This is a genomic window from Pseudomonas sp. Sample_20 (genome assembly GCF_004307585.1).
GTDB lineage: Bacteria > Pseudomonadota > Gammaproteobacteria > Pseudomonadales > Pseudomonadaceae > Aquipseudomonas > Aquipseudomonas atacamensis.
Genome location: NZ_RCOA01000124.1, coordinates 1 through 23,562, shown reverse-complemented (window position 1 = coordinate 23,562; position 23,562 = coordinate 1). Strand labels below are relative to the sequence as shown.

At 60.4% G+C, this 23,562-nt stretch carries 13 protein-coding genes, 1 rRNA gene and 1 pseudogene; 4 read left to right on the top strand and 11 right to left on the bottom strand.

Annotated elements, in window-relative coordinates; all coding sequences use genetic code 11:
• Nucleotides 1-114: 114 nt before the first annotated feature.
• Nucleotides 115-230: ribosomal RNA gene (rrf, locus tag D8U70_RS24700) — 5S ribosomal RNA — on the top strand.
• 66 nt (nt 231-296) lie between these two features.
• Here the strand turns inward: rrf and D8U70_RS24695 are convergent.
• The 4 genes from D8U70_RS24695 to D8U70_RS24680 all read right to left on the bottom strand — a co-directional run bounded on the left by D8U70_RS24695 (nt 297) and on the right by D8U70_RS24680 (nt 5,640).
• The gene (locus tag D8U70_RS24695) at nt 297-1,475 is read right to left on the bottom strand and encodes a PepSY domain-containing protein (RefSeq protein WP_130929975.1); all 1,179 of its coding nucleotides are present in this window, start codon (nt 1,473-1,475) and stop codon (nt 297-299) included.
• A gap of 75 nt (nt 1,476-1,550) precedes the next feature.
• Nucleotides 1,551-4,052: a TonB-dependent siderophore receptor gene (locus tag D8U70_RS24690; RefSeq protein WP_130929974.1), complete on the bottom strand. Its 2,502-nt coding sequence runs from the start codon at nt 4,050-4,052 to the stop codon at nt 1,551-1,553.
• A gap of 86 nt (nt 4,053-4,138) precedes the next feature.
• Nucleotides 4,139-5,140 (bottom strand): FecR family protein, encoded by a 1,002-nt coding sequence (locus tag D8U70_RS24685; protein WP_110644729.1) that lies wholly within the window; start codon nt 5,138-5,140, stop codon nt 4,139-4,141.
• On the bottom strand, nt 5,140-5,640 hold the full coding sequence (locus D8U70_RS24680; protein ID WP_071173994.1) for a sigma-70 family RNA polymerase sigma factor: 501 nt from the start codon (nt 5,638-5,640) through the stop codon (nt 5,140-5,142). Before D8U70_RS24680 ends, D8U70_RS24685 begins: the two co-directional genes overlap by 1 nt.
• A gap of 312 nt (nt 5,641-5,952) precedes the next feature.
• On the opposite strand from D8U70_RS24680, the gene D8U70_RS24675 reads away from it, so the two are divergent.
• Nucleotides 5,953-7,833 (top strand): methyl-accepting chemotaxis protein, encoded by a 1,881-nt coding sequence (locus tag D8U70_RS24675; protein WP_130929973.1) that lies wholly within the window; start codon nt 5,953-5,955, stop codon nt 7,831-7,833.
• A gap of 127 nt (nt 7,834-7,960) precedes the next feature.
• On the opposite strand, the gene D8U70_RS24670 is transcribed toward D8U70_RS24675, so the two are convergent.
• From D8U70_RS24670 to D8U70_RS24650, 5 genes are all read right to left on the bottom strand, one after another.
• Nucleotides 7,961-8,428 carry an SRPBCC family protein gene (locus D8U70_RS24670; protein ID WP_110644730.1) on the bottom strand — a complete coding sequence of 156 codons (468 nt, stop codon included), beginning with the start codon at nt 8,426-8,428 and terminating at the stop codon, nt 7,961-7,963.
• 22 nt (nt 8,429-8,450) lie between these two features.
• Nucleotides 8,451-11,843 carry a non-ribosomal peptide synthetase gene (locus D8U70_RS24665; RefSeq protein WP_130929972.1) on the bottom strand — a complete coding sequence of 1,131 codons (3,393 nt, stop codon included), beginning with the start codon at nt 11,841-11,843 and terminating at the stop codon, nt 8,451-8,453.
• Nucleotides 11,844-11,853: 10 nt separating this feature from the next.
• A complete protein-coding gene (locus D8U70_RS24660; protein ID WP_130929971.1) occupies nt 11,854-12,783 on the bottom strand; it encodes a diiron oxygenase in 930 nt (309 codons plus the stop codon).
• Complete coding sequence (locus tag D8U70_RS24655; protein ID WP_130929970.1) at nt 12,780-13,556, bottom strand: DUF3050 domain-containing protein; 777 nt, start codon at nt 13,554-13,556, stop codon at nt 12,780-12,782. The genes D8U70_RS24660 and D8U70_RS24655 overlap by 4 nt, the downstream gene beginning before the upstream one ends.
• Nucleotides 13,557-14,254: 698 nt before the next feature.
• Entirely contained in the window at nt 14,255-14,965 is a 711-nt protein-coding gene (locus tag D8U70_RS24650) for a GntR family transcriptional regulator (RefSeq protein WP_071174000.1), read from the bottom strand.
• Between the two features lie 196 nt (nt 14,966-15,161).
• Here D8U70_RS24650 and lapG point away from each other — a divergent pair, with 196 nt between their 5' ends.
• Together lapG and lapD are read left to right on the top strand one after the other, a co-directional pair.
• The gene (gene lapG, locus D8U70_RS24645; protein ID WP_024011112.1) at nt 15,162-15,854 is read left to right on the top strand and encodes a cysteine protease LapG; all 693 of its coding nucleotides are present in this window, start codon (nt 15,162-15,164) and stop codon (nt 15,852-15,854) included.
• Nucleotides 15,855-15,868: 14 nt separating this feature from the next.
• On the top strand, nt 15,869-17,821 hold the full coding sequence (gene lapD, locus D8U70_RS24640; protein ID WP_130929969.1) for a cyclic di-GMP receptor LapD: 1,953 nt from the start codon (nt 15,869-15,871) through the stop codon (nt 17,819-17,821).
• Between the two features lie 190 nt (nt 17,822-18,011).
• On the opposite strand, the gene D8U70_RS24635 is transcribed toward lapD, so the two are convergent.
• Together D8U70_RS24635 and D8U70_RS24630 are read right to left on the bottom strand one after the other, a co-directional pair.
• Nucleotides 18,012-18,350 carry a hypothetical protein gene (locus tag D8U70_RS24635; RefSeq protein WP_016772279.1) on the bottom strand — a complete coding sequence of 113 codons (339 nt, stop codon included), beginning with the start codon at nt 18,348-18,350 and terminating at the stop codon, nt 18,012-18,014.
• A gap of 149 nt (nt 18,351-18,499) precedes the next feature.
• A pseudogene (locus D8U70_RS24630) lies at nt 18,500-23,562 on the bottom strand (LapA family giant adhesin); the annotation flags it as partial.

Genomic DNA, 23,562 nt, shown 5'->3' with positions numbered 1-23,562 from the left:
TCGTCAAGATTAAATTCCGAAACCCCAATTGCGAAAGCAGTTGGGGTTTTGTTTTAGTAGAAGTTCCTGTTTTTGCTGGCTTGTTACCGTGTTGACGGGCCAGATAAAGAATTTCTTGACGACCATAGAACATTGGAACCACCTGATCCCATCCCGAACTCAGAAGTGAAACGATGTATCGCCGATGGTAGTGTGGGGTTTCCCCATGTGAGAGTAGGTCATCGTCAAGATTGAATTCCGAAACCCCTGTCTGCTAACGCAGACAGGGGTTTTGTCATTTAAGCGTGTACGAAAGATCAGGCTGTTCTTCGGATCCTGGTGCTGCGTCTTGCCTGCCACTTGCGCCACCAAATATAGACGCCCGTCCCTGACAACCCCGCAATCAACACACCCAGTACCGCGATCATTACCTGCCCTGTCACCCCGATGATCCGTCCTCCATGTATGGGCAACTGAAGTCGATAGAACTGCTCTCCAAGCGTGCCCTGTCCCGCGATCTCCTGTCCCAATAATCGGCCATCGGTACCGTGAAAGAACAACCAGGATTTTCCATGGGCGTCCGTATCGTGCTGTCCAAATCCTGCGCCGTAGAAGTTGTACTCAAAGCTGTAATACAACTCGCCTATTGCCGCCGTCAGTCCTAATCGTTTCCCTTCCTGCAATGCCCTTTCGTACGCCTGTTGATAACTCAACTGTGTCGTCCCCAGTTGATCGGCGGGCATTCGTCCTCTGGCTTCATAAACGCTCGGCTCGATCGGGGAAAACAACGAGACAGCAGGCTTGAACACCTGGCTCGGCAAGTTCATCGCCACGCTGCTGACGGCGATCGGTAACAGCAGCAGCCACAACCACAATCCTCCGGCGCGATGCAGATCGAAGTTCAAGCGGTAGGCATGCCCGCCTTTGACCTTCCAAGCAGTAGCCCACTTCTTCCAGAATGGCTTGCCACGCGGCAAGGTCAGCCACAATGCGACAAAACAGTCGATCACCCACGCGATGGCCACCAAGCCCATCAACAGCAGTCCCCAGTTATCGGGCAATGTCAGGTTGTAGTGAAACTCCAGAATGAACGGGATGAAGTTCTCCCGCTGAAAACAGCATTCACCCCAGTAGCGTGCGCCTTTTTGCTCCGCGCTGACCGGGTCCAGATAGAACACCTGATTGCGCTCATCAAACGGCTGGCCCGTCGCCGGATCCTTACGCGGAACGGCCGCCAGTAGCGCCGTATGCCCCGTCTCATGGGGATACTCCATGTACCAGACTTGCAGTTTCGGATGCGCTGTCTGCACTGCATCTACCAACGCGCCCGGCGACAAGCGCTCACCCACTGACGTCGCCTCGTAGAACTGCGGATTCAGCCACTCATCCAGTTCGTGATTAAACGCCAGCACACTGCCGGTCAGCCCGGCCAATAATAAAAACGTCGCAGTGGCCAAGCCAATGTACCGATGCAACAAAACCAGAAACGCACGCATACAAAACACCCCGAAGAAACGACAAAGCCAGCCCCTGATAGCAGGGGCTGGCTTTTTTATGCACAGGACATAGCTTTAGAACTGATAGCTGACGGTCGCCGCTACGTTGCGTTCTTCGCCCATGTAGCAGAAGTTCAGACTGGCGCAGGACGCGACATAGGATTCATTGGTCAGGTTGTTCGCGTTGAGCCGAACATCAACACCCTTCAAACCAATCTTGCCCAGGTCATAACCAATCGAGGCATCGAACAGCGTGTAAGACGGCACCTTCATCGTGTTCTCCGCATCGGCCCAGCTGTAGCCGACGTAGCGCACCCCACCGCCCAAGCGCAGCCCATCAAGTGCGGCGCTGTCGAACTTGTAGTCAGCCCACAGCGAGGCCATGTGTCGCGGCGCCTGAGTCGGTGAGTTGCCCTTGTTCTCGATGACATCGGTCGGCGTGCTCAAGGTGCTGATCATCGATTTGGAATATTCGATATCAGTGAAGGTGTAACTGCCGAGCACTTTCAAGTTATCGGTCAGTTGCATGTGCGCTTCCAGCTCCAGACCTTGCGAGCGTACGGCACCGACCGCGCGATAGAAGTTTTCCTGCGGCAGTTTGGTCGCGAGGTTTTCCTGGTCGATGCGGAACAGCGAGGCGGTAAACAGGTTATCGGTGCCCGGCGGCTGATACTTCAAACCGACTTCCCACTGTGTGCCATCGGTAGGGGCGAGTGGATTACCGGCGCTGTCGGCATAGGAGTTCGGGTTAAACGACTCGGAGTAGCTGATGTATGGCGCCAGACCATTATCAAACAGGTATAAAGCGCCGGCACGGCCAGTGAGTTTCGTGCGTCGATCATTGATCTCTGTACCCACCGGACGCCCCGCTTCGGCGATGCGGTTTTCATCGGATGTCTCGACCCAGTCCTGACGCAGGCCCAGCGAGAAGCGCCACTTGTCCATCTCGATCAGGTCTTGCAGATACACACCGGTCTGTTCGAGGCGCCGCAGATAGCTGGTGTCGCCGTACATTTCGATCGCCGAATTGCCATACACCGGATTGAACGCATTGATCGGCGCGAGCCCACCGCTGGTCCAGTCGACCACGGTTTTGCGCCGTTGATAATCCGCGCCCATCAGCACCGTGTGCTTGGTCGCGCCGGTGAAGAATTCGGCCTGCAGCATGTTGTCGACGATGAACGCATGCAGGCGCTCATCACCGCCGGTGTAATAGCGGTTCAGTTCATTGCTGGTCGGGGTGGTCCAGCCATAGGCGTACACCTGATCCATGTTCACTTTGGAATCGAGATAGCGGAAGTTCTGCCGCGCCGTGAAGACGTCGTTGAAGCGATGTTCGAACTGATAGCCGAACGATTGCTGGTCACGGGAGTAGCCGTCGATCCCCGGCTCGCCCTCGAAGAAGCGCGGCGAGATGCGCTCGCCATTGCGCTGATGGATCGTGCCGTCCGCCGGAACGCCGCCGTGGTAACCACCGTCCGGATCGTGTTGCAGATAGGCCTGCAGGGTCAGCGAGGTGTCTTCGCTGAAATCGATGCTCAACGTCGGCGCGAGGGCGAAGCGTTTTTCCTTGTTGTGATCGAATTGCGTGTCGGACTGATCGCTTAGTCCGGTCAGACGATAGGCGATGCGCTTGTCGTCATCGACCGGACCGCTGAAGTCAAACCCAACCCCATGCTGGCCTTGCGTCCCCACTGTGGCCTGCACCTGATGATAAGCCTCATACAACGGCTTTTTGCTGGTCAGCGCGACCAGACCGCCGGGCGAGCTACGGCCGTACAGCACGGACGACGGGCCTTTGAGAATGTCCACACGCTCGAGGAAATACGGATCGACCTGCATGGTGCTGTAAGTGCCGCTGTCGCCCATCGACTTGAGGCCGTCGAGGTAGATGTTGTCCACCGAGCCGTCGTTGAAACCGCGCATCGCCACGTAGTCGTAACGGTGCGTGGCGCCATACGGGTTGGTCAGCACACCCGGGGTGTAGCGCATCGCTTGCGAGACGGTTTGCGAGCCTTGGTCATCCATTTGCTCACGCGTCACCACCGATACGCTTTGCGAGGTCTCCAACAGGGCGGTACTGGTCTTGGTGGCGATCTGGCTGTGCGTGGCGTTGTAGCCGGCCATGCTGCCCAGCGCGTTGCCGAGGGCGAAGCCTTTGATGTCGGTGGTCGGCAAGGCCATTGCTTCGCTTTCAGCCAGCGGGCGCAGAATGTAGCTGCTGCCGTCCTGGCTGACGGCTTCCAGCCCTGAGCCACCGAGCAAATGGCTCAAGGCCTGGTCGGTCGAATATTCACCCTGCACGCCGGGAGATTGCTGACCTTGGGTCTGTTGCGGCGTCATCGCCAAGGTGATGCCGGCCTGCCGGGCGAACTGATTCAATGCCTCGCCCAATGGCCCGGCAGCAATGTTGTAGCGGTGGCTGATCTCGGTGCCGGTGTTGGCGGCCAGACTCAGGCTCGGTAATACGCTGACGCCCAGCGCGGTGGTCAGCAGTGCCGCGCGAACCGCATGGCGCAGTAGTGTCGATTCTGCAGTGAAATTCAGAGGGTTCTTACAAATGGCGCGGACAGTCATTGTGGATTTCCGTAGGCAGTCGCGGGGGCTGAGTTGAAGTGCTTACTGACTAAGCCGGACTGCCTGCGAAAACCCGCCAAAAATAATCACACCGCACGTTCCAGGGTCACCCACCAGCGGGTGCGATAACGCAATTGCACCGGCAGCGTCTGCGGCAGGACCGCCAGCAGCCTGTCGGTGTCCTCCAGACGGAACACCCCAGAAAGGCGCAGGTCTGCGATCTCCGCCGAACAATTGAGATAACCCGGGCGATATCGGCCCACTTCAGCGAGGAAGTCACCCAGCCGCATATTGCGCGTGACAATCAAACCGTCGAGCCAGGCGCCTGCATCCATATCCGGCGTCGGCGCAGCGCGCAAACCGCTTTGGTCGACCAGAAAACTCTGCCCGGCGAGCGCCTCGAGCGAATGCCCACCGGCGTGAACCACGACTCGACCACCGGTAACGCTGAGCCGCGTGCACTGATCGTCCTGACGCAAAATGAAACGCGCATCGACCGGCGCATAACTGCCGTGGCGATTCTGTATGCGCAGCGGTCGATCGGTCGCCGCGCCCTCGTCAGAGCCGCCGCAGGTAACGATGATCTCGCCACGGGTCAGTTTGATCAGGCGCTGCTGCGCGGTGTAATCCAGGTCTACGGCGCTCGCGGTGTTGAGTTCGATGCGCGTGCCGTCGGGCAACTGGAAACCGCGCCGTTCGCCGGTCGCCGTGGCGTAGTCGGCACTCCATTGCTGCCAGGCGGCGCTGTCCTTGGCCAGCCACGCGGCGGAGCCCATCAACAGCGCGCCCGACAACAACTTCAAAGCCTGGCGTCGGCCCAGCCCCTGCGCACTGTTTTCCAAGGTGTTGAAAGCGACCTGCGCACCCGGCACGGCGCGCAGACTGGAGCTCAATTCGGCTTGTAGCGACTGCACCCGCTGCCAGGCGATTTCATGTTCATGATGCTCGGCGCGCCACTGCTCGCATTGGCGAGTCAGCCGCGAATTGCCGTGGTTGTTGCGCAGCCGCAGCAGCCAGTGAATCGCTTGCTTGACCACGTGTTGGCGCGGTTCGACGCGGCGACCGAGTGAGAGGTTGTCCACAGGCATCAGCTTTCATACCGCAACACATAGCAGTGATACAGCGCATCGGCGACATAGCGTTCCACAGAACGTACCGATACGCCCAACTGCTCGGCGATCTGTTTGTGAGTCAAACCTTCGCACTGCGCCAGGAGAAATGCCTGACGCACTTTCGGCTTCAGTCCTTCGAGCATACGAGCAATGCTTTCCAGCAGTTCCAGCACCAACGCGCGGGATTCGGCGTCAGGTACTTCGCCTTCAGGCAAGTGAGCAATGGTCTCCAGATAGGCCCGCTCGATTTCCTCGCGGCGCCAATGATCGATCACCAGACCGCGCGCGATGGTTCGCAGGAAAGCTCGGGGCGCTCTGAGTTCGAGGCGTTCGGTACGTTGCAGCAGACGCAGGAAAGTGTCCTGAGCCAGATCCGCCGCATCCGCTGCGTTGCCCAGCCGCGCGCGCAGCCAAGCGTTGAGCCAGCCGTGATGACTACCGTAAAGCGCCTGTACGACCAACTCAGGTGAAGACATGACCACGCCAGCCCGAACGTCACAAATGATAATTAGTCGCATTGTCATCAAGGGTTACAGATTTTGCAACTGCTGCCCCCATGTCGATGCGAAAAATTCCCTCGCAGCTGCTCTGGCACGCCGTTCGGCGGGAATCCTGCACAAACCCCGGCCATTTCTCACGCGCCCCTAAGATTTCTCCGCCGCTGGCCGACAGACTGGTGAGAAATGCGTGCACCAAAGTAGAGCGGCCAGAAGAACGCTGCCTGCGCCGTACATGGAATGTTGCATCCGGAAACGCATCCCCACTTTTGGCATAAGAAGTCCCATGAAATGAATCTCAAGTTCAGCCATAAAATCCTCCTGGCCGCTTCGGGCGTCGTCGTCCTGGCGTTCGCGTTGTTCACGCTCTACAACGATTACTTGCAGCGAAACACCATTCGGCAGAATTTGCAGTCCTCTGTGCAGCAGGCCGGTGACCTCACCGCCAGCAGCGTGCAGAACTGGATGAGCGGACGGATTCTGGTGCTGGAAAACCTCGCGCAGAACGTTGCCCATCAAGGCAGGAATGCCGACTTGCCGGGCCTTGTCGATCAACCGGCCTTCACTTCGAACTTCCAGTTCACTTACGTCGGCCAGGCCAACGGTGTCTTCACCCAGCGCCCCGATGCGAAGATGCCGGACGGTTACGATCCGCGTCAGCGGCCTTGGTACAAGCAGGCAGTAGCCGCCGACAAAACCATGCTGACGCCGCCGTACATGGCGGCCGTCGGTGGCCTGGTGGTGACCATCGCCATGCCGGTGAAGAAGGACGGTGAATTGCTCGGTGTGGTCGGTGGTGACCTCAGCCTGGAAACTCTGGTGAAGATCATCAACTCGGTGGACTTCGGCGGCCTCGGCCATGCGTTTCTGGTCAGTGCTGACGGTCAGGTGATCGTCAGCCCGGACAAAGATCAGGTAATGAAAAACCTCAAGGACATCTACCCGAACACCAGCGTGCGCATCGAGAAGGGCAACCAGAACGTCTTGCTCAACGGCCAGGAACGCATTCTATCGTTCACCCCGGTCAGCGATCTGCCGAATGCGCAGTGGTTCATCGGTCTGTCGATCGATCGCGACAAGGCCTACGCCGCACTCAGCCAATTCCGCACCTCGGCGTTGATCGCCATGTTTGTCGCGGTCGCGGCGATTGCGTTGCTGCTGAGCCTGTTGATCAACGTGTTGATGCGCCCGCTGACCACCATGGGCCGCGCGATGAAAGACATTGCCCAGGGCGAGGGCGATCTGACCCGGCGTCTGCTGGTCGAGAGCAAAGACGAGTTCGGTGAACTGGGCAGCGCGTTTAACCAGTTCGTTGAACGGATTCACGCATCGATTTCCGAAGTGTCGTCGGCGACCCGTCACGTACATGACCTGTCGCAACGGGTGATGGCGTCGTCCAACGCTTCGATCGTCGGTTCCGACGAGCAAAGTGCGCGCACCAACAGCGTCGCGGCGGCGATCAATCAGCTGGGCGCGGCCACTCAGGAAATCGCGCGCAACGCGGCGGATGCTTCGCAGCACGCCAGTGGCGCTTCCGAGCAGGCCGATGATGGTCGTCAGGTGGTCGAGCAGACCATTCAGGCGATGACCGAGCTGTCGCAGAAGATCAGCCTGTCGTGCACGCAGATCGAAACCCTGAACGCGAGCACCGACAACATTGGCCACATTCTCGACGTGATCAAAGGTATCTCGCAGCAGACCAACCTGCTGGCGCTCAATGCTGCCATCGAAGCCGCACGTGCCGGTGAAGCCGGGCGCGGTTTTGCCGTGGTTGCCGATGAGGTGCGCAACCTTGCGCATCGCACCCAGGAATCGGCGGAAGAGATCCACAAGATGATCACCTCGCTGCAGGTCGGCTCGCGTGAGGCGGTCAGCACCATGAACGCCAGCCAGGCGTCCAGCGAGCAGAGCGTGGAAGTGGCGAATCAGGCCGGTCTGCGTCTGGTCAGCGTGACTCAGCGTATCGGCGAAATCGACGGTATGAACCAGTCGGTGGCAGCTGCGACTGAAGAGCAGACTGCGGTGGTGGAAACTCTCAACGTCGACGTCAACCAGATCAACCTGTTGAACCAGCAGAGCGTGGCCAACCTCAACGAAACGTTGAAGGATTGTGATGCGTTGTCGCAACAGGCGAACCGGTTGAAGCAGTTGGTCGACAGCTTCAAGATCTGATTCACAGATCGCAGACCGCGTTATCGTTCTTCGCGAGCAGGCTCGCTCCCACAGGGAAAATGCATTCCAAATGTGGGAGCGAGCCTGCTCGCGAAAGCGGGGGTTCAATCACCGCCAAACCGATGCCTTAAACAAACAACTTCAAGACATTGCCCATCGCATCATCGGCAAACCCTTGCACGAATTCCCTGAATCCCGGCAGCGCCTCTTCTCCGCCGCAAGCCGGTTCGGCAATGATCGTCCAGGTCGCTCGCGACTTCCCTTCGCTCAGCGATTCCACCTGCATTGCCGCCCACAGGTTCGCCACCCCCAGGGTGTTGTAAATCGTCGTCCAGGTCATGCGCCGCGCCTGTTCATCGCGCGAGTTGAGTTGTTCGACCACGACGTTGCCGTCCTTGAAGATTTTCTTGCGCAGCGAAGACACGCCCTCGCCGGTCATTTCGGTGTGCGACAGCGCCGGAATGAATCGTTCGAAGCCAGCGAAATCGCCAACGATCGCCCAGACTTTTGCCGCGTCCGCCGGCACTTCCACCGACGACACAACGTGGCAGCCTTGCGGGTTTTTGATCAGGGTGTCGGGTTGCAGATTGCTCATGGTGTTGCTCCTTTGGGATGAGTCAGATGAAGTTGATTTCTTTCAGGTAGTCGCAGCCGCGACGCAGCAGCGCCGGGGATTTCTGTGGGTAGTGCGCGCCCATCTGCTGCACGCCGGCCTCGGCGTTGGCGTGGCCGATCAGCGAGATGTCGCCGATGTCTTCCTCGAAGCCGTTGAGGTAGAAACCGAGCACGCCGAACAGCGCGTTGTCGGCGTCGACCCGGTTCAGTTGCTGCTGCCAGTCGGCGACGCTGACCAGCGCAAACTCGCTGCCGGTTTCGCGGAACGACGCGACGTAGGCATCCCAGCTCAGCGGCTCGGGATTGTGCAGATTGAACACCGCGCGATCAGCTGAATGACGGCTGGCATGGAAGGCGATGAAGCGGGCGAGAAAGTCCACCGGCATCAGGTCGAAATTCAGCGCAAAGGCCGGCACCTGGCCGAGCTGGATCGAGCCCTTGAGCATCAGCATCAAACGGTTCTTGTGCGGCTGACAAACACCGCTGAGGCTGTTGAAGCTGATGTTGCCAGGGCGATAAAGATTGACCCGTACACCGCGCTCGCGCGCCCGTTCGAGGATGCGTTCGCCGACCCATTTCGACAGGTTGTAGCCGTTGCGAATATAGATCGGCGGCGTCGCGGCGGCGGGCAGTTCCAGCACTCGACCGGCGTCATCCACGGTGCTGGATGCCGACAGGGTCGAGACGAAGTTGAACACCTTTTTGCGCTGCCCTTCGCACAGCTTCAGCAGGGCAAATATCGGTTCGACGTTGTCCGCCGCCAGGGACTCGTAATCGAGCACGTGGTTGACGTTGGCGGCGTTGTGCACCAGCGCGCCAAATTCGCGATCCAGGCGCTGATAATCCTCGTCGCCCAGGCCCAGTTGCGGACGGCTGATATCAGCTGCGTAAACCCGCACACGGCTCAGGTCGAGGTGCTCCAGACGGTTTTCGTGCAGTGCCTGAGCGAAACGTTGCGCCGCCGTTTGCCCGGCGCCGTCGCGGACCAGACAGGCCACTTCGCTGGCGCCCCAACCGAGCAGCGCTTCGACGATGTGCACGCCGACAAAACTGTTGGCACCGGTGACGATGACCTTGTGCACATCGCCCATGCGGCTGATCGGCAGCGGTTCGATGTCCAGCGCGCGCTCGGCGTCGGCCATGGCCTGAGCGCTGAGCACGGCGCTGTCATCGGTGCCGCGCACCAGCGTCGCCAGTTTGCTGATCGTGGGCAGTTCGATGAAGCGATTGATCGAAATGCTTCGGCCGAATTCCTCACGCAAGCGCAGCAACATCCGCGACAGCAGAATCGAATGACCACCGAGATTGAAGAAGCTTTCGTCAGTGGAAATGTCGCTGGTCGGCAGTTCCAGCAGTTCGGCCCAGACCTCAAGAAGCAGCGCTTCGTCAGCATTGGCCGGCAGGCATTTCGCAGCGCTGTCCTGCACCGTCACCGGCAATGCCAACAGCGCCTTGCGATCGACTTTGCCGTTACTGGCGAACGGCATCTGCGCCAGTTCGGTCCACGCTCCCGGTTGCATGTAGTCCGGCAGAAACTGCCGGGCGTGAGCCTTCAATGCGTCGCGGGCAGTCTCGGTCTGTGGCTGGGCGATAAACGCCAGAATCCGCCGCTGATGGTCGATGACCACGGCAATCTGCCGATACAAGCGGCTCTCGCGCAGGCAGCGCTCGATCTCTTCCGGCTCGACGCGGAAGCCACGGATTTTCACCTGATTGTCGCGCCGCCCGCACAGCTCGATACCGTGCTCGCCCCACTTGGCCATGTCGCCGCTGCGGTAGGTGCGCAGGGTTTCGCCGCCGGGCAGTGACAGGCTCAGATAACGCTCGGCGGTCTGCTGCGGATTGTTCAGGTAACCGAGGCAGACACCAGGGCCGACGATGAACAGCTCACCGACGGTTTGATCAGGCACCGGTTGCAGATCGTCGTCGAGAATCAGCACCCGACTGTTGGCGATCGGCCCTCCCAGCGTGCGGTTGCTGTCGCCCGGTTTGAGCTGGCGCGCGGTGATCAGCACGGTGGCTTCGGTCGGGCCATACAGGTTGTGCAGGGTGCCTTGGCGGGTCAGTTGCTCGATGACGTACGGCTCGCAGACATCACCGCCCGTCATCACCTGCACGCCCTCCAGTTGCTCCAGCGGCAGGATGCTCAACAGCGCCGGCGGCAGGAAGGCGTGGGTCAGTTGCCGTCGGCGAATCAGCGCAATCAGCTGCAAGGGATCGCGGCGCTGGGTGTCGTCGGGCACGATCAGTTCCGCCCCTGCGAGCAGGCTGGGGAAGATGTCGATCAGTGACGAATCGAAGCTTAGCGAAGAGAACTGCAACACCCGGCTTCCGGAGTGCAACTGCACGTAGTCGGCGTACCACGCGGTGAAGTGGGCGAGATTGGCCTGGCTGAGCAGCACGCCTTTCGGATGCCCGGTGGTGCCCGAGGTGTAGAGCGCCATGCACGGCGCATCAAGTTCCGGGCGGTGCTGCATCAGCGGCCGGGCGAGATCGGCGTTCGGCGCTTCGATGCCACTGACATCCAGCCCCGCTATCGACTCGCTGAGCGCCTGTTGTCCATCGTGAAGCAACAGCACCGCGCCGGCGTTTTCCAGGATGTATTGCTGACGCGGCAAAGGATGACTCGGCTCCAGCGGCAGGTACACGGCGCCGCTGCCTAGAATCGCCAGAATCGAGGCAAACAGCGCCGGGCTTTTGCCTTGGCAGACACCGACCACCCACGGCTGCGGATGTTGCTCGAGCAAGGGCAGCAACCGCTGCTGGATCGCCCGGCTGTGGGCGTGCAATTGGCGGTAGCTGATGGACTGTCCGCCGAGGTGCAGCGCCGGTCGTTCGGCATGTTCGATCAGGCTTTGTCGCAGGCGCTCGATCAGCGGGATTTGCGCCTGCTCCAGCAGCGCCGGGTTTGCCGTGTCATTGAGACAGTGGACGTACGCCAGTTTGTCGAGAAACAGTAGATCTTCCAGCCGTTCGAAATCCGGCGCTTTGAGGGCCGGGGCATGCCTCAAATAATCGGCATCGCGGGAAAAGCGGCTGACCAGCAACGCCACTTCGTCGACCACATGGGCGAGCGCTCGTTGGCGTAGCGACTGACCGTTGCCGGACGGCTCATCGCCGATCGGTACGCGGCTGATCAGCGACGAGCCGAGGAAGCACAGCAAGTCGAGGGTCGGCAGGCCGCCATGCTCTTGCGCGGCGACACCCAGGCGCAGGTGCAGATGCGGGATGGCGCAGAAGTCGCCGGCAGCGATAAAACCATCGTCGATGATCAGATCCACCGCCGTTTGAGCCACGCCGCTGCGGGTCACAGCATGGCCATGCTGTTCGAGTTCCCGGGCCAGGTCGGTCATCGCCTGGCCGGCGCCGGTGAGCAAAATGTCGAGACGTTTCATGTCGGTCTCCTCAAACCAGATAGTCGCGCAGGGCGTGCTGCACGCACGGTGTGTCGAGCAGCGAGCTGTTGTGGAAAAACCTGACGATGTTGCCCACCAGCGGGTGGTGGCGATTGATCGGGAAGGCCAGTCCGGCGATTTCTTCGCGCAGTGAATGGCGCGTGGTTTCGCTGACCGGCAGCGCATCGATCAGGCGCAAATCGAAGGACTTCTGAATGTCGTTGGTCAGGTAATGGCCGATGAACACCGGCAGAATCTGCGCGATGGTTTCGCGGTCTGCGTCGCTGGCGGTGTGCCAATAGATGCGCACCATCCGCGCCCAGAAACTCGAGTGGCGACCTTCGTCGAGCAAGTGGTCGGCCATCAGGCCCTTGATCGACGGCTTGACCGAATCGTCGCGGGCGAACGCCGCGACATCGCCGGTCACGGTGTTTTCGGCGATCGCCACGCAGATCAATTCCACCGCGCTGCGCAGGTGTTGCGGGGCCAGCGCAACAGCGGCGGGAATCGCCCGGCTCAGCTCGATTTCATCGGGCAATTGAATCGGTTCGATACCGGTCAGCGCGACCGTCTGCTGCATGAAGTCCATGGCCACCAGCGCGTGGTAATCCTCATCGACCACTACGGTCATCGCGTCGTAGCGACAGGCGAACGGGAATGCCACGGCGAAGCGATTCTTGGCAATGCTGCGGGCGGTCTTGTCGACGATTTCCGTCTCGAAAATCACTACGTCGTTGATGAATTTGTACAACGTCTGCACCAGGGCGAAATCACGTTGCTGTGGGCATTCACACAGGAAGGTTTCGCTGAGCACCAGCGGCTGGCGGCTGAGCGGGTAGATCAGGCGCTGATCGTCTTCGAGCAGCCGCCGGGGACGGGTGCGGATGGTCGCACGGCTTTCCCAGGCGTCGGCGAAGGATAGATAGTCGGCAGCGTTCATTGGGCCACCTCGGCAACTTCCACGCCGATGCTCAGGCGCAGCCCGTCCCACAAGGCGATGCGGCTTTCCACGGCGGCGATGGCGCTGGCATAAACCTCGGCTGCGCGCTGCGGATCGCCATCGACCAGACGCTCCAGCAACTGCTCGGCGGCGGGGCCGTGATCTTCGGAATCGACTTCGATATGCCGTTGCAGGTAGTAACGGAAAGTCGGTGCCTGTTCGATGCCGATGCCCCAGTCATCGAGGATGCGCTGGAACATTGTCGGAATGACGCTCTCGCGACCATGCAGGAACGCGGCGGCAACGCTGTGTCCCGGCGCCTCCAGGGCAATGCGCAAGGTATCGCGAACAAACTGTGCCGCCGCCGGGTCGACGTTGACGCTTTGCAATGCGACGTCATAACTCACGCCTTCGCGCTGCAACGCGACGAAGCGCTCCACCGCCGAGGTGCTCGCGCCGATTTCGCGCATCGCATCCAGGTACAACTCGAAGTGGCTGTAATGGCCGGCATCGAGGCGATCGTCCGATTCCTCGCCCAGCACGATCTCGTTGATCAACCGAGCGGCGTGGGGATCGCGCGGCGGCAACCAGGGTAAACGCGTGCAGGTCAGTTCCTGTTGCAGGCGCTTGGTCAGCGACATGAAGTCCCATACGGCAAATACATGGGTTTCCATGAAACGACGTAATACCGATAACGAAGTAATCTCGGAAAAGATCGGGTGAATACTCAGTTCGGCTTTCTTCAGGGCGAGTTGCTGCTTAGTGGGCATCATGATGTCCTTTATCATTGATTGAAGTGCACGTTTCTTTTCAGTTGCTATAAGCGGTCGAGCGAGTTGGATAGCAAGTTAGTCGGGCAAATATTGATTGCGCTGTGGCGCCGTTGCGGCGCCACGGGTGCTGCGGTTGTTACGTGAGGTCTGCCGCGCTGAATAGCGACGTTCAAACCTGGCGAGAGAAAAACTAATACAGGGCAAATGCATTTAACAAGTTTATTTTAAATTATTTTAAGTTGGCTGTTTTTTGAGTATGAGAGTTACCGATAAAACTTTCACACGAAGTTTTATTTGGGCGTAGTTACTCCTTTCGGCTAATAACGGCCAAAATCGATAACAAGAGTGAATGCCTCACTCGAAGCAACTTTTAAACAAGGGGAATGATTGAATTCAAAGGGGGCGAAAGTTGGCCGGGACCGGCGCCATGACTTCCTGTTTCCCGTGACAAGGCTCCTTCCGTAGGTTCCTGTTGCGGGGACTGTGCCGTCAGGGCGGCGCGTCCCCGTTCTGTAGGGGTGGCGCTGGAAGAGTGCGGGTAAATTGCCGTCAGGGCTATTACCGATTGGTCATCGGCGGGCAGCAGAAATGCATCGGCAGGGCCGGGGCGGGCACCAGCGGGCACGCCGCTCCGCTGCCAGAGCCGGCAGCAGAGCGGTCGCGAAGATTTGTAAGGGGATTATTCGACGTACGAGATATCAGCGTGCGGTGTGACGCTTCTGTGCGGCGGGAGTCGCCAGGTAGCGGGTGATGACCTCAACGCCCCGGTTGAGGTGCTGCTCCAGCATTTCGAGCGAGCGCGGTATGTCCCGCTCGATTACGGCCTGAAGCATGGCGCGGTGGTCATCCTGGGACAGCTTGCCCAAGCCCATGGCTTCCAGATTGAACCGCAGAAAACGTTCTTCTTCGTTCAGCCCGTCCTCCACCAGGCGCAGCAGTCGCTGGTTGGGCGCCTTGCTATACAGGGCCATGTGAAAGAGACGGTTGAGGCGGCCGATTTCGTTGTAGTCGTGCTGCGCTTCCAGTTCGTCGATGTAGCCGGCGGCGAGTTGATGCTCGGCCTCAGTCAGCAGCGGAATGGACTGCCGCAATGCCTCGGACTCGAGCAGAATGCGCAACTCGTAGGTTTCAGCAGCATCGCCCTGGATCAGTGGGGCGACCACGGCGCCTTTGTGCGTGGTGACGCTGAGCAGCTCCTGCGCTTCGAGCTGGCGCAAGGCTTCGCGCACCGGCATGCGGCTGACCCCGAACAGATCGGCCAGATCCTGCTGGCGCAGTGCAGTGCCGCAGGGCAGGCGGCCATCGAGAATGGCCGAGCGCAGGGTTTCTTCGATCACCGACCGGGCCAGATGCGCAGGAATCGGTCCTTCGACTTTGATGCTGTGCAGCGGTTTGGGCTTCTGAGTCACGACAACACACCCTGTAGGTCGCAATATTTGGATCCAAATGACACTAGTGATTGCTCTACAGGTTGTCAAACCTTGTAAAACGTTGCGCGGCAATCTCAAGTCTAGCGCGTCTTCGATGATCTCACGGTGCCATTGTTTTTTGCCGGGCTAAGCTTCACCATCAAACGCTTCCTTTCTGTCCTTCTGGAAACCTGCAGTGGCGGTACGTTTCGCGATCCCTCGGACCTTGCGCTGGCTTGGCTGCGCATTGCTGCTGGCCGGCGTCATGCTGGGCGGTCTGCACGCCGATTGGGATTTTTCCGCGATCAGCCGCAAGGCCACGGCTCTTTATGGGCCACTGGGCGCGGGGCAGCAGCGCATCGACGCCTGGCAGAATCTGCTGGCCACGCAGAAGCAGGTCAGTGAGATGGACAAGCTCAAGGTGGTGAACCTGTTCTTCAACAAGCAGGTGCGTTACGTCGAAGACATCGATCTGTGGCGCGAAGTGGATTATTGGGAAACCCCGATCGAAGCGCTGTGGAAGGGCGCCGGCGACTGCGAAGACTACGCCATCGCCAAGTATTTCAGCCTGCGCCATCTCGGCGTTTCCAGTGACAAGCTGCGCATCACCTACGTCAAGGCGCTGCGCCAGAACCGCGCGCACATGGTGTTGACGTACTATGCGACCCCCGATGCCATGCCGCTGGTGCTCGACAGCCTGATCGATCCGATCCAGCCGGCGTCGCAGCGGACCGATTTGCTGCCGGTCTACTCTTTCAATGCCGAAGGTCTGTATCTGCCCGGCGCCAAGGGTAATAAAAAGGTCGGCGACACCAAACGCCTGTCGCGCTGGCAGGATGTGCTGAAAAAAATGCAGGCCGAAGGTTTTCCGGTCGAGACGACTAACTAGGAGCACGCGCTCAGATGTCTTTGTTCAAACAGCTGTTGATCGCTATCTGTCTGTTCCTGGTCGTGGCCTTCACCGGCAGCTTCATGGTCAGCCTGGAGAGCTCGCGCGCCCAGTACGTCAATCAGTTGCGCTCCCACGCACAGGACGCGGCGACGGCGCTGGCGTTGTCGCTGACGCCGAATATCGACGACCCGGCGATGGTCGAGCTGCTGGTCAGTTCGATTTTCGACAGCGGTTATTACGCGAGCATCCGCGTGGTCGACGTGAAGACCGAGCAGACCATTGTCGAGCGCAGCGGTGCCCCGGCGGTGAGCAACGTGCCGGACTGGTTCGTCAGACTGATCGGCCTCGAGCCGGCCGGTGGCGATGCGCTGGTCAGCCGTGGCTGGGAGCAGGCGGCGCGGGTCGAGGTGGTCAGCCATCCGATGTTCGCCGTGGCCAAGCTATGGCAGAGCGCACTGGGCAGTCTTGGCTGGTTGCTGATCTGCGGCGCATTGAGTGCGGTGCTCGGCGCGCTGTTGCTGCGTCGGCAGTTGAAACCCCTCGATTACATGGTCCAGCAGTCCCATGCGATTGCCCGCCGCGAGTTTCTCAGCCTGCCGGATCTGCCGCGCACGCCTGAATTGCGTCGCGTAGTGCAGGCGATGAATCAGATGGTCGAGAAGCTCAAGACATTGTTCCAGGAGCAGGCCGAGCGCAGTGAAAAACTGCGTACCGAGTCCTATCAGGACAACCTCACCGGCCTGGCCAACCGTCGTTATTTCGAGATGCAACTGCACAACCGTGTGAGCAACCCGGAGCAGGCCAGTTCCGGTTATTTGCTGCTGTTGCGGGTCAAGGATCTGGCCGGGCTCAACCAGCGTCTCGGTGGCCAGCGTACCGACCAATTGCTCAAGGCTGTCGGTGAGCAACTGACCCGCGAGTGCGCCAGGTATCCACAAACCCAGGACTTGGTAACGCGCATTCGCGGCGGTGAATTCGCCGTGCTGGCGCCGGGGCTGGTGCGTGAGGAGGCGCTGCAGCTGGCGCAGAATCTCGACAATGCCTTGAGCAGCCTGCATGCCACTGGCGCGACCGATGTGCCAGCGGTGGCTTCGATCGGGCTGGCACCCTTCGCTCACGGCGACTCCCCGCAAGCGGTGCTGACACTGGGCGATCAGGCGCTCGCACAGGCCGAAGGGCAGGGCGAGCAGAATTGGGCGTGCATCGATCAGAGTCTGGTGGCGGAGGTCGGTGACGACCATCACGCTTGGCATCGACTGCTGGATCAGGCCTTGAGTCAGCAGCGTTTCGAGTTGTATTTCCAACCGGTGGTCGCCGCGCAGGACACGCAACTGGTGCTGCATTACAAGGTGCTGTCGCGTCTGCTCGACGAGCAGGGCCAGACCATTCCCGCCGGACGCTTCCTGCCGTGGCTGGAGCGCTTCGGCTGGACCGCGCGGCTCGATCGGCTGATGCTCGAACGCGTGCTTGAGCAGATGAAGGGGCACGAGGATTCGCTGGCGCTGAACCTGTCCTCGGCGACGCTGGCCGACCCGCAGGCGCTGAACAAGGTCTTCGAGATTCTGCGCGCGCATTCCAATCTCGGCGCGCGTCTGACTCTGGAAATCGGTGAGGAGCAATTGCCTGAACAGGCGGTGCTGGAGCAGTTGACCCGACGCCTGCGCGAGCTCGGTTTCTCGCTGAGTCTGCAGCGCTTCGGCGGGCGCTTCAGCATGATCGGCAACCTGGCGCGGTTGGGTCTGGCGTATTTGAAGATCGATGGCAGCTACATTCGGGCGATCGATCAGGAGAGCGACAAGCGCCTGTTCATCGAAGCGATCCAGCGCGCAGCGCACAGCATCGATCTGCCGCTGATTGCCGAACGGGTCGAGACTGAAGGGGAGCTGTCAGTGATTCGCGAGATGGGCTTGTATGGCGTGCAGGGGCAGTTGCTCGGTGAGCCGAAGCCGTGGGGCCTGAACTGATCGTTCCCACGCTCTGCGTGGGAATGCAGCCCGTGACGCTCTGCGTCACAACGGTGACGGGCCGTGATAACTGAGTTGCGGTCGGAACGCGGAGCGTCCCTTGATGCATTCCCACGCGGAGCGTGGGAACGATCATTGTGGGAGCGAGCCTGCTCGCGAAAGGGCCAGTCCAGTTGGTGAAGATCCAGGATCAGATCAACCCGCCCTCATCCTCATCGATCAACTGGCTCAACCCGCCCAGTGCTTCACGCGCCTGGGTGCGGTCCATCAGTTTGGCCTGGGCCGCCGCTGGCAGGTCGGTGACGCGGATCACGCCTTTCTGGGTCAGCACCTGAATCAGGTCGTCGAGTACCCGAATCATTTCAAAGTCGCTCTGCTTGAGCTGTTTGAGGCTGTTTTCCACGGCTTCGTTGGCGTACCACGCCTGAATCTCATGGTTATCGGCGGGCAGCGTTTCCGTGGCCTCGGCGTACGCCGCAGCTTCCACGCGAATCAACTGGCCTTGCGCATCGCGTTGCACGTAAAACATTGAGCATCCCTCACAAATGAACAGCGTCATGCTGTCAGCAGCATAGCCAACTGCCCGCCAGTATGCGGGGCGCCGATCAAATCGTCACCGCTGCATTGCCCGCAAACGCGACGGCCGCCCCACAGGAGGCGGCCGTCGTTGTTTCAGCCTCAGCTGTTGTTGTGATCGACCTTGATGGTCGGGTCGCTGCCGGCAATCAGGTTGTGCAGGTTGGCGCTCGCCCAGTTGTTGCCTTCCAGTTTGATCGTCACGTCCGGCGTGGCCGCAGCGGCATCGCCCGAGTTGAATTTGCCCGCCGAGCTGACTTGCAGCGACGACGTGCCATCCACTGTGGTGATCTTCAGGAAGTTGTCGATCGTGCTGCCGGTCTCGCCCTGCAACAGGTCGCGCAGGTCGATGCGGTCGCCTTCGCTGGCTTTGAAATCCTTGATCACGTCGTTACCGGTGTCGCCCGATTTCCAGACGAAGGTGTCGCCACCGGAACCGCCGATGAGGATGTCGTTGCCCTGACCGCCGATCAGCGTGTCGTTGCCGGTGCCGCCGAGCAGGATGTCATTGCCTTTGCCGCCGTCGAGCAGGTCGGTGCCGCCCGAGCCGAACAGGATGTCATTGCCTGCGCCACCGAGCAGCGTGTCGTTGCCATCGTGCGCGCCGGACACATCGAACGCCTGATAGTGCTCGGTGATGTACTGGTGCACATTACTGGTGCTGACTTTGCTGACATCAACGCCGGTTTCCTTGGCGACGAACGCCTGCATCGCCTGGTAACCCTCGCCGGCAATGCCGTTGAAGCTGACCAGATCGCCGAACAGGATGTCGTTGCCTTCGCCACCGTTGACGGTGTCGTTACCCGGCATCGTCGCTTCGGTATGGCCGATGATCGAGTTGGCCAGGTCCTTCGGATCGATGTTGGTTTGCGGCGTTTTGTCCGAGTCGTACGGCTTGAGATCGTTGAGGCTGACGTCGTTGTTCAGACCAATGGCTTCGACGCTCGACAACCCGCTCAACAAGGCAAAGCCGCTGGTCGAGTTGCTGGTCGTCGACGAGTTAGTGCTGTTGCCGGTACCCGCAAGGTTCGACAATTCATAAGTACCGTCGCCCTGCGCGTGAATCGTGCCCAGGGTCTCGCTGCTCCAGCCCCACCACGAGTTGTAGGTTTGCAGCACAACGCTGCCGGCACTGTTGATGGTCAGGTAGTGCGTGTTGTCGATGTAGGTGCTGAACGTGTCGCCCTGCTTGTAGTTGCTGGTGTTCACCACGCTGTCGAGTTTCACGTTGCCATACAGCGTCGGGTTGGTCTGCTCGCCGGTCTGGTAGTAAGTCGGCTGGCCGTCGGTGATGAAGTACGTGAGGTTCTTCGCCCCGGTGTTGGCGACCGCATCGGCACTCTGGAACCAGTTGGCCGTGGTCTTGAACACGTCCTCGTAGTTGGTACCGCCGCCAGAGCCCATCGAGTTCAGCACTGCTTTGAGCAATGTCAGCGCGTTCGGGTCGTTGAGATTCACCGACACCGACTTGTTGACCTGGGTATCGAAGTCCACCAGGAAGATGTTCACCGTACCCGAGTTGCTGCCGCCCAGGCTTTGCTTGAGGCTGTTGAACACCGAGGTCAGCGAGTCTTTTGCGGCGTTCAGCGACGAAGTGCTCATGCTGCCCGAACTGTCGACCATGAACGCGATGTTGTAGTTGGTACCCGGGACCACGGTCAGACCGCCGATGTCAGCGACGATGATGTCGTTGGCGTCGGTGCCGGTGACGTTGTCATCACCCGAGGTGGCGGTGACCGCGTTGTACACCGCAGGCGCTACCGTGACCGGAATGGTCGCGGTGCTGCTTGCCGAGCCGCCGACCTGTTCGGTGGACGTCGAAGTCACGGTCAGGTTGAACTGGCCGTTGTAGTAGGTTGGCGGAGTCACGGTCAGAGAGCCGAGGTTCCAGCCGGTGACGTTGGCTTCGCCATTGCTCGCGGTAACGGTGAAAGTATGCCCCGCGCCATCGCTGAGCACCGAACCGACCGGTGCACCGCTGATCTTCACGCTCAGGGTTTCCGAGCCGTCGGTGTCGGTCAGCGCGGTGCTGATCGCCGACAGTTTCACCGTGGTGCCTTCGGCGCCGGTGTTGAGCTTGTAGCCGTCGTAATAACCTTCGCCGTTGGTGCCGTGCAGATCGGAGACGGTCACGCCCGAGTTGATCAGGTCCTGCACACCGGTGTAGATCGGCACGCCAGCGTTGCTGAGGTCAATCGGCGTGCTGCCGTTGACCGACAGGTTGACGTCGTAACTGCCCGGGCCGCTCTGGTTGTGGTGATAGATGTCGAGGGTGTAATAACCGCTGGTGGTCGGGGTGAACGAACCGTTGATCGCACCGCCCGCGCCCCAGGTACCCGACGCCACGTTCTTTCCACCGATGGTAATCAGCAGGCTGTCATCGGCCACGCCGCTGAAGCTGTAGGTCTTGCCGGCTTCCAGGTAGATCAGGCCAGAGGTCTTCGACGCCGTACCGGCGGCGACACTGCCGTCAGACTGCACGTTGGTGACGTTGCCGCTGGAGTTCGGTTTGCCGGCCGCATCGATCACACTTTTCAGAGTGTTCGAGTTCGCGCCGCTGCCGTCAGTGCCCAGGCCCGACAGACCGGTCCAGACTTCCTTGATCAGGCCAGTGGATTTAACGCTGTTATCGGCCACGGCCACGGTCGGCGCATCCGCCACTGGCGTGATGTCGATCTTCACCGTGCCGGTGCTGCCCAGCGCTTGGCCATCGGTAGGCTGGAACTTGATCTGCGCGTAGTCCGCCTGATTGTTGCCCAGGCCGGTGCCGCCGTAACCGTTGGTGCCCGACTCGTTGGCATCCGGCAGGAAACGCAGCTTGCCGGCGTCGATGTCGGCCTTGCTGAAGGTCTGGTTGTTGGCAACATCCTTCCAGGTCGAGCCGTCCAGATACTGCAGTTTGCCCTCGCCCGGCAGCTGCGTGATCTTGATACCGAGGCTGCTCGCCGGGCTGTCGACATCGCTGACGCCAAAGGTCGACCAGCCGAGTACCAGCGGCGTGTCTTCGGTGCCGGTGACATTGCTCGGCGCAGCGACCGGTGCATCGTTGACCGCCACCACGTTGACCGTGGTCGTCGCGGTGTTCGAGTAGTTGCCGCCATCGGTCACCGTCACGGTGATGACGCGCGGCACGGTGCTCGGGTTTTCGCTGCTGTTGGTGAAGCTGATGTTCTTGATGGCCTGCATGTAGTCGGCCAGGGTCGCGTTACCCGAGAGGGTCAGGGTCACCGTGCCGTTGGTGCTGTTGGCATTGATCGTGATGCCGTTGACGCTGTTGCCCAGATTCAGCGCATCGCCGTCCTGACGGTTGGTCAGCACCACGGTGGCACCGGTCAGCATCGTGCTGTCCGGGTCGGTGATGCTGATGTCGGTGTCAGCGATCGATACGCCGGCGCCCGGGGTGTTCTCGGTGAACGTCACTTTGTAATCGGCACCGGTCGCTCCGCTGGAGTTGTTGGCGTCCAGATCGAGCACCGGTGGCGCATCGTTGTCGATGATCGAGGTGCTGACGCTGCCATTGGTGCTGCTGACCGCGAGGTTCTCGAAGTTGCCGCCGGTAGCCGAATCGATCTTGACCACGAAGTTCTCGGTGCCTTCGGTGATCTTGTCATCGAGGGTGGCGACGTTGAACTGCGCGCTGCTGGCGCCCGCCGGGATCTTCACGGTGTACACACCGGTGAAGTCCGAACCGTCGGCAGCGGTGCCGCTGTAGACGATTTTCAGGGTCACTTCGGTCTGCGCCGGGTGATTGAGGCTCACGGTATAGCTGGCGGTCTGGCCTTCGGTCACCGAGCTGCTGCCAGTGATGCTGACGGTGGTGGTGTCGACGGTGTCGGTGACGCTGGTCACCGCTGGCGTGGTGCTCGGTACCAGTTTTTCGAAGCTGCCACCGGTGGCGCTGCTGATGGTCGCCTGCACGGTCCCGGCGTCTTTGTAGACGTCGTCAGCTGGCGCTGGAACGTTCACGGTGCCGGTGGTCTTGCCGGCGTCGATGGTGATCACGGCGCCGTTCGACAAGGTGACGGTCACAGGCGAGCCTGCGGCGTTGGTCAATGTCGCGGTGTAAGTGATCTGGCCACCTTCCGCCACCGAGCCGGTCGCCGACAGGGACAGGTTGGTGGTGTCGACGGTGTCGGTCACGGTGGTGCTGACCGGGGTCTTGTCGGCGACGAGATTTTCGAAATTGCCGCCGGTTACGCCAGTGATCGAGTTGGTGATCGGCGCGTTGCCGGCGAGGACGTCGTTCGGCGCGGTGGTGCTCACGCTGCCGCTGGTCTTGCCGACTTCGATAGTGATGTTCTGACCATTGGCCAAGGTGACGACCACAGGCGAACCGGTGACCGGCGCGCCGACGGTGGCGGTGTAGGTGACGGTGCCACCTTCGGCCGCTGTGGCGGTTGCGCTCAGTTTTACGGTGGTGGTGTCGATGGTGTCGGTGACGCTGGTGACTGCTGGCGCGGTGCTCGGTACCAGGTTTTCGAAGTTGCCACCGGTAGCTTTGCTGATCGTGGCCTGAACGGAGCCGGCGTCTTTATAGACGTCGTCAGCTGGCGCTGGAACGTTCACGGTGCCGATGGTCTTGCCGGCGTCGATGGTGATCACGGCGCCGTTCGACAAGGTTACGGTCACGGGCGAGCCAGCGGCGTTGGTCAATGTCGCGGTGTAGGTGATCTGGCCACCTTCAGCCACCGAGTTACTGGCGCTGAGCGACAGATTGGTAGTGTCGGTAACGTCGGTGACAGAAGTCGAGACCGGAGTTTTATCCGCAACCAGATCTTCGAAGTTGCCACCGGTTACGCCAGTGATCGAATTGGTGATCGGAGCGTTGCCCGTCAGCGCATCGTTCGCAGCAACAGCAGTTGCAGTGCCAGTAGTCTGACCGACGCCGATGGTGATGGTCTGGCCGTTGGCCAGAGTCACGACCACAGGCGAGCCAGTAACTGGCGCACCAACCGTGGCGGTGTAAGTCACGGTGCCGCCTTCAGCCACCGAAGTATCGGCGGTCAATTTGACGGTCGACGTGTCGATGGTGTCAGTGACCTGAGTGACCGCTGGCGTGGTGCTCGGCACGAGATTTTCGAAGTTACCACCGGTGGCGCTGGTGATCGTTGCCTGCACAGAGCCGGCGTCTTTGTAGACGTCGTCAGCTGGCGCTGGAACGTTCA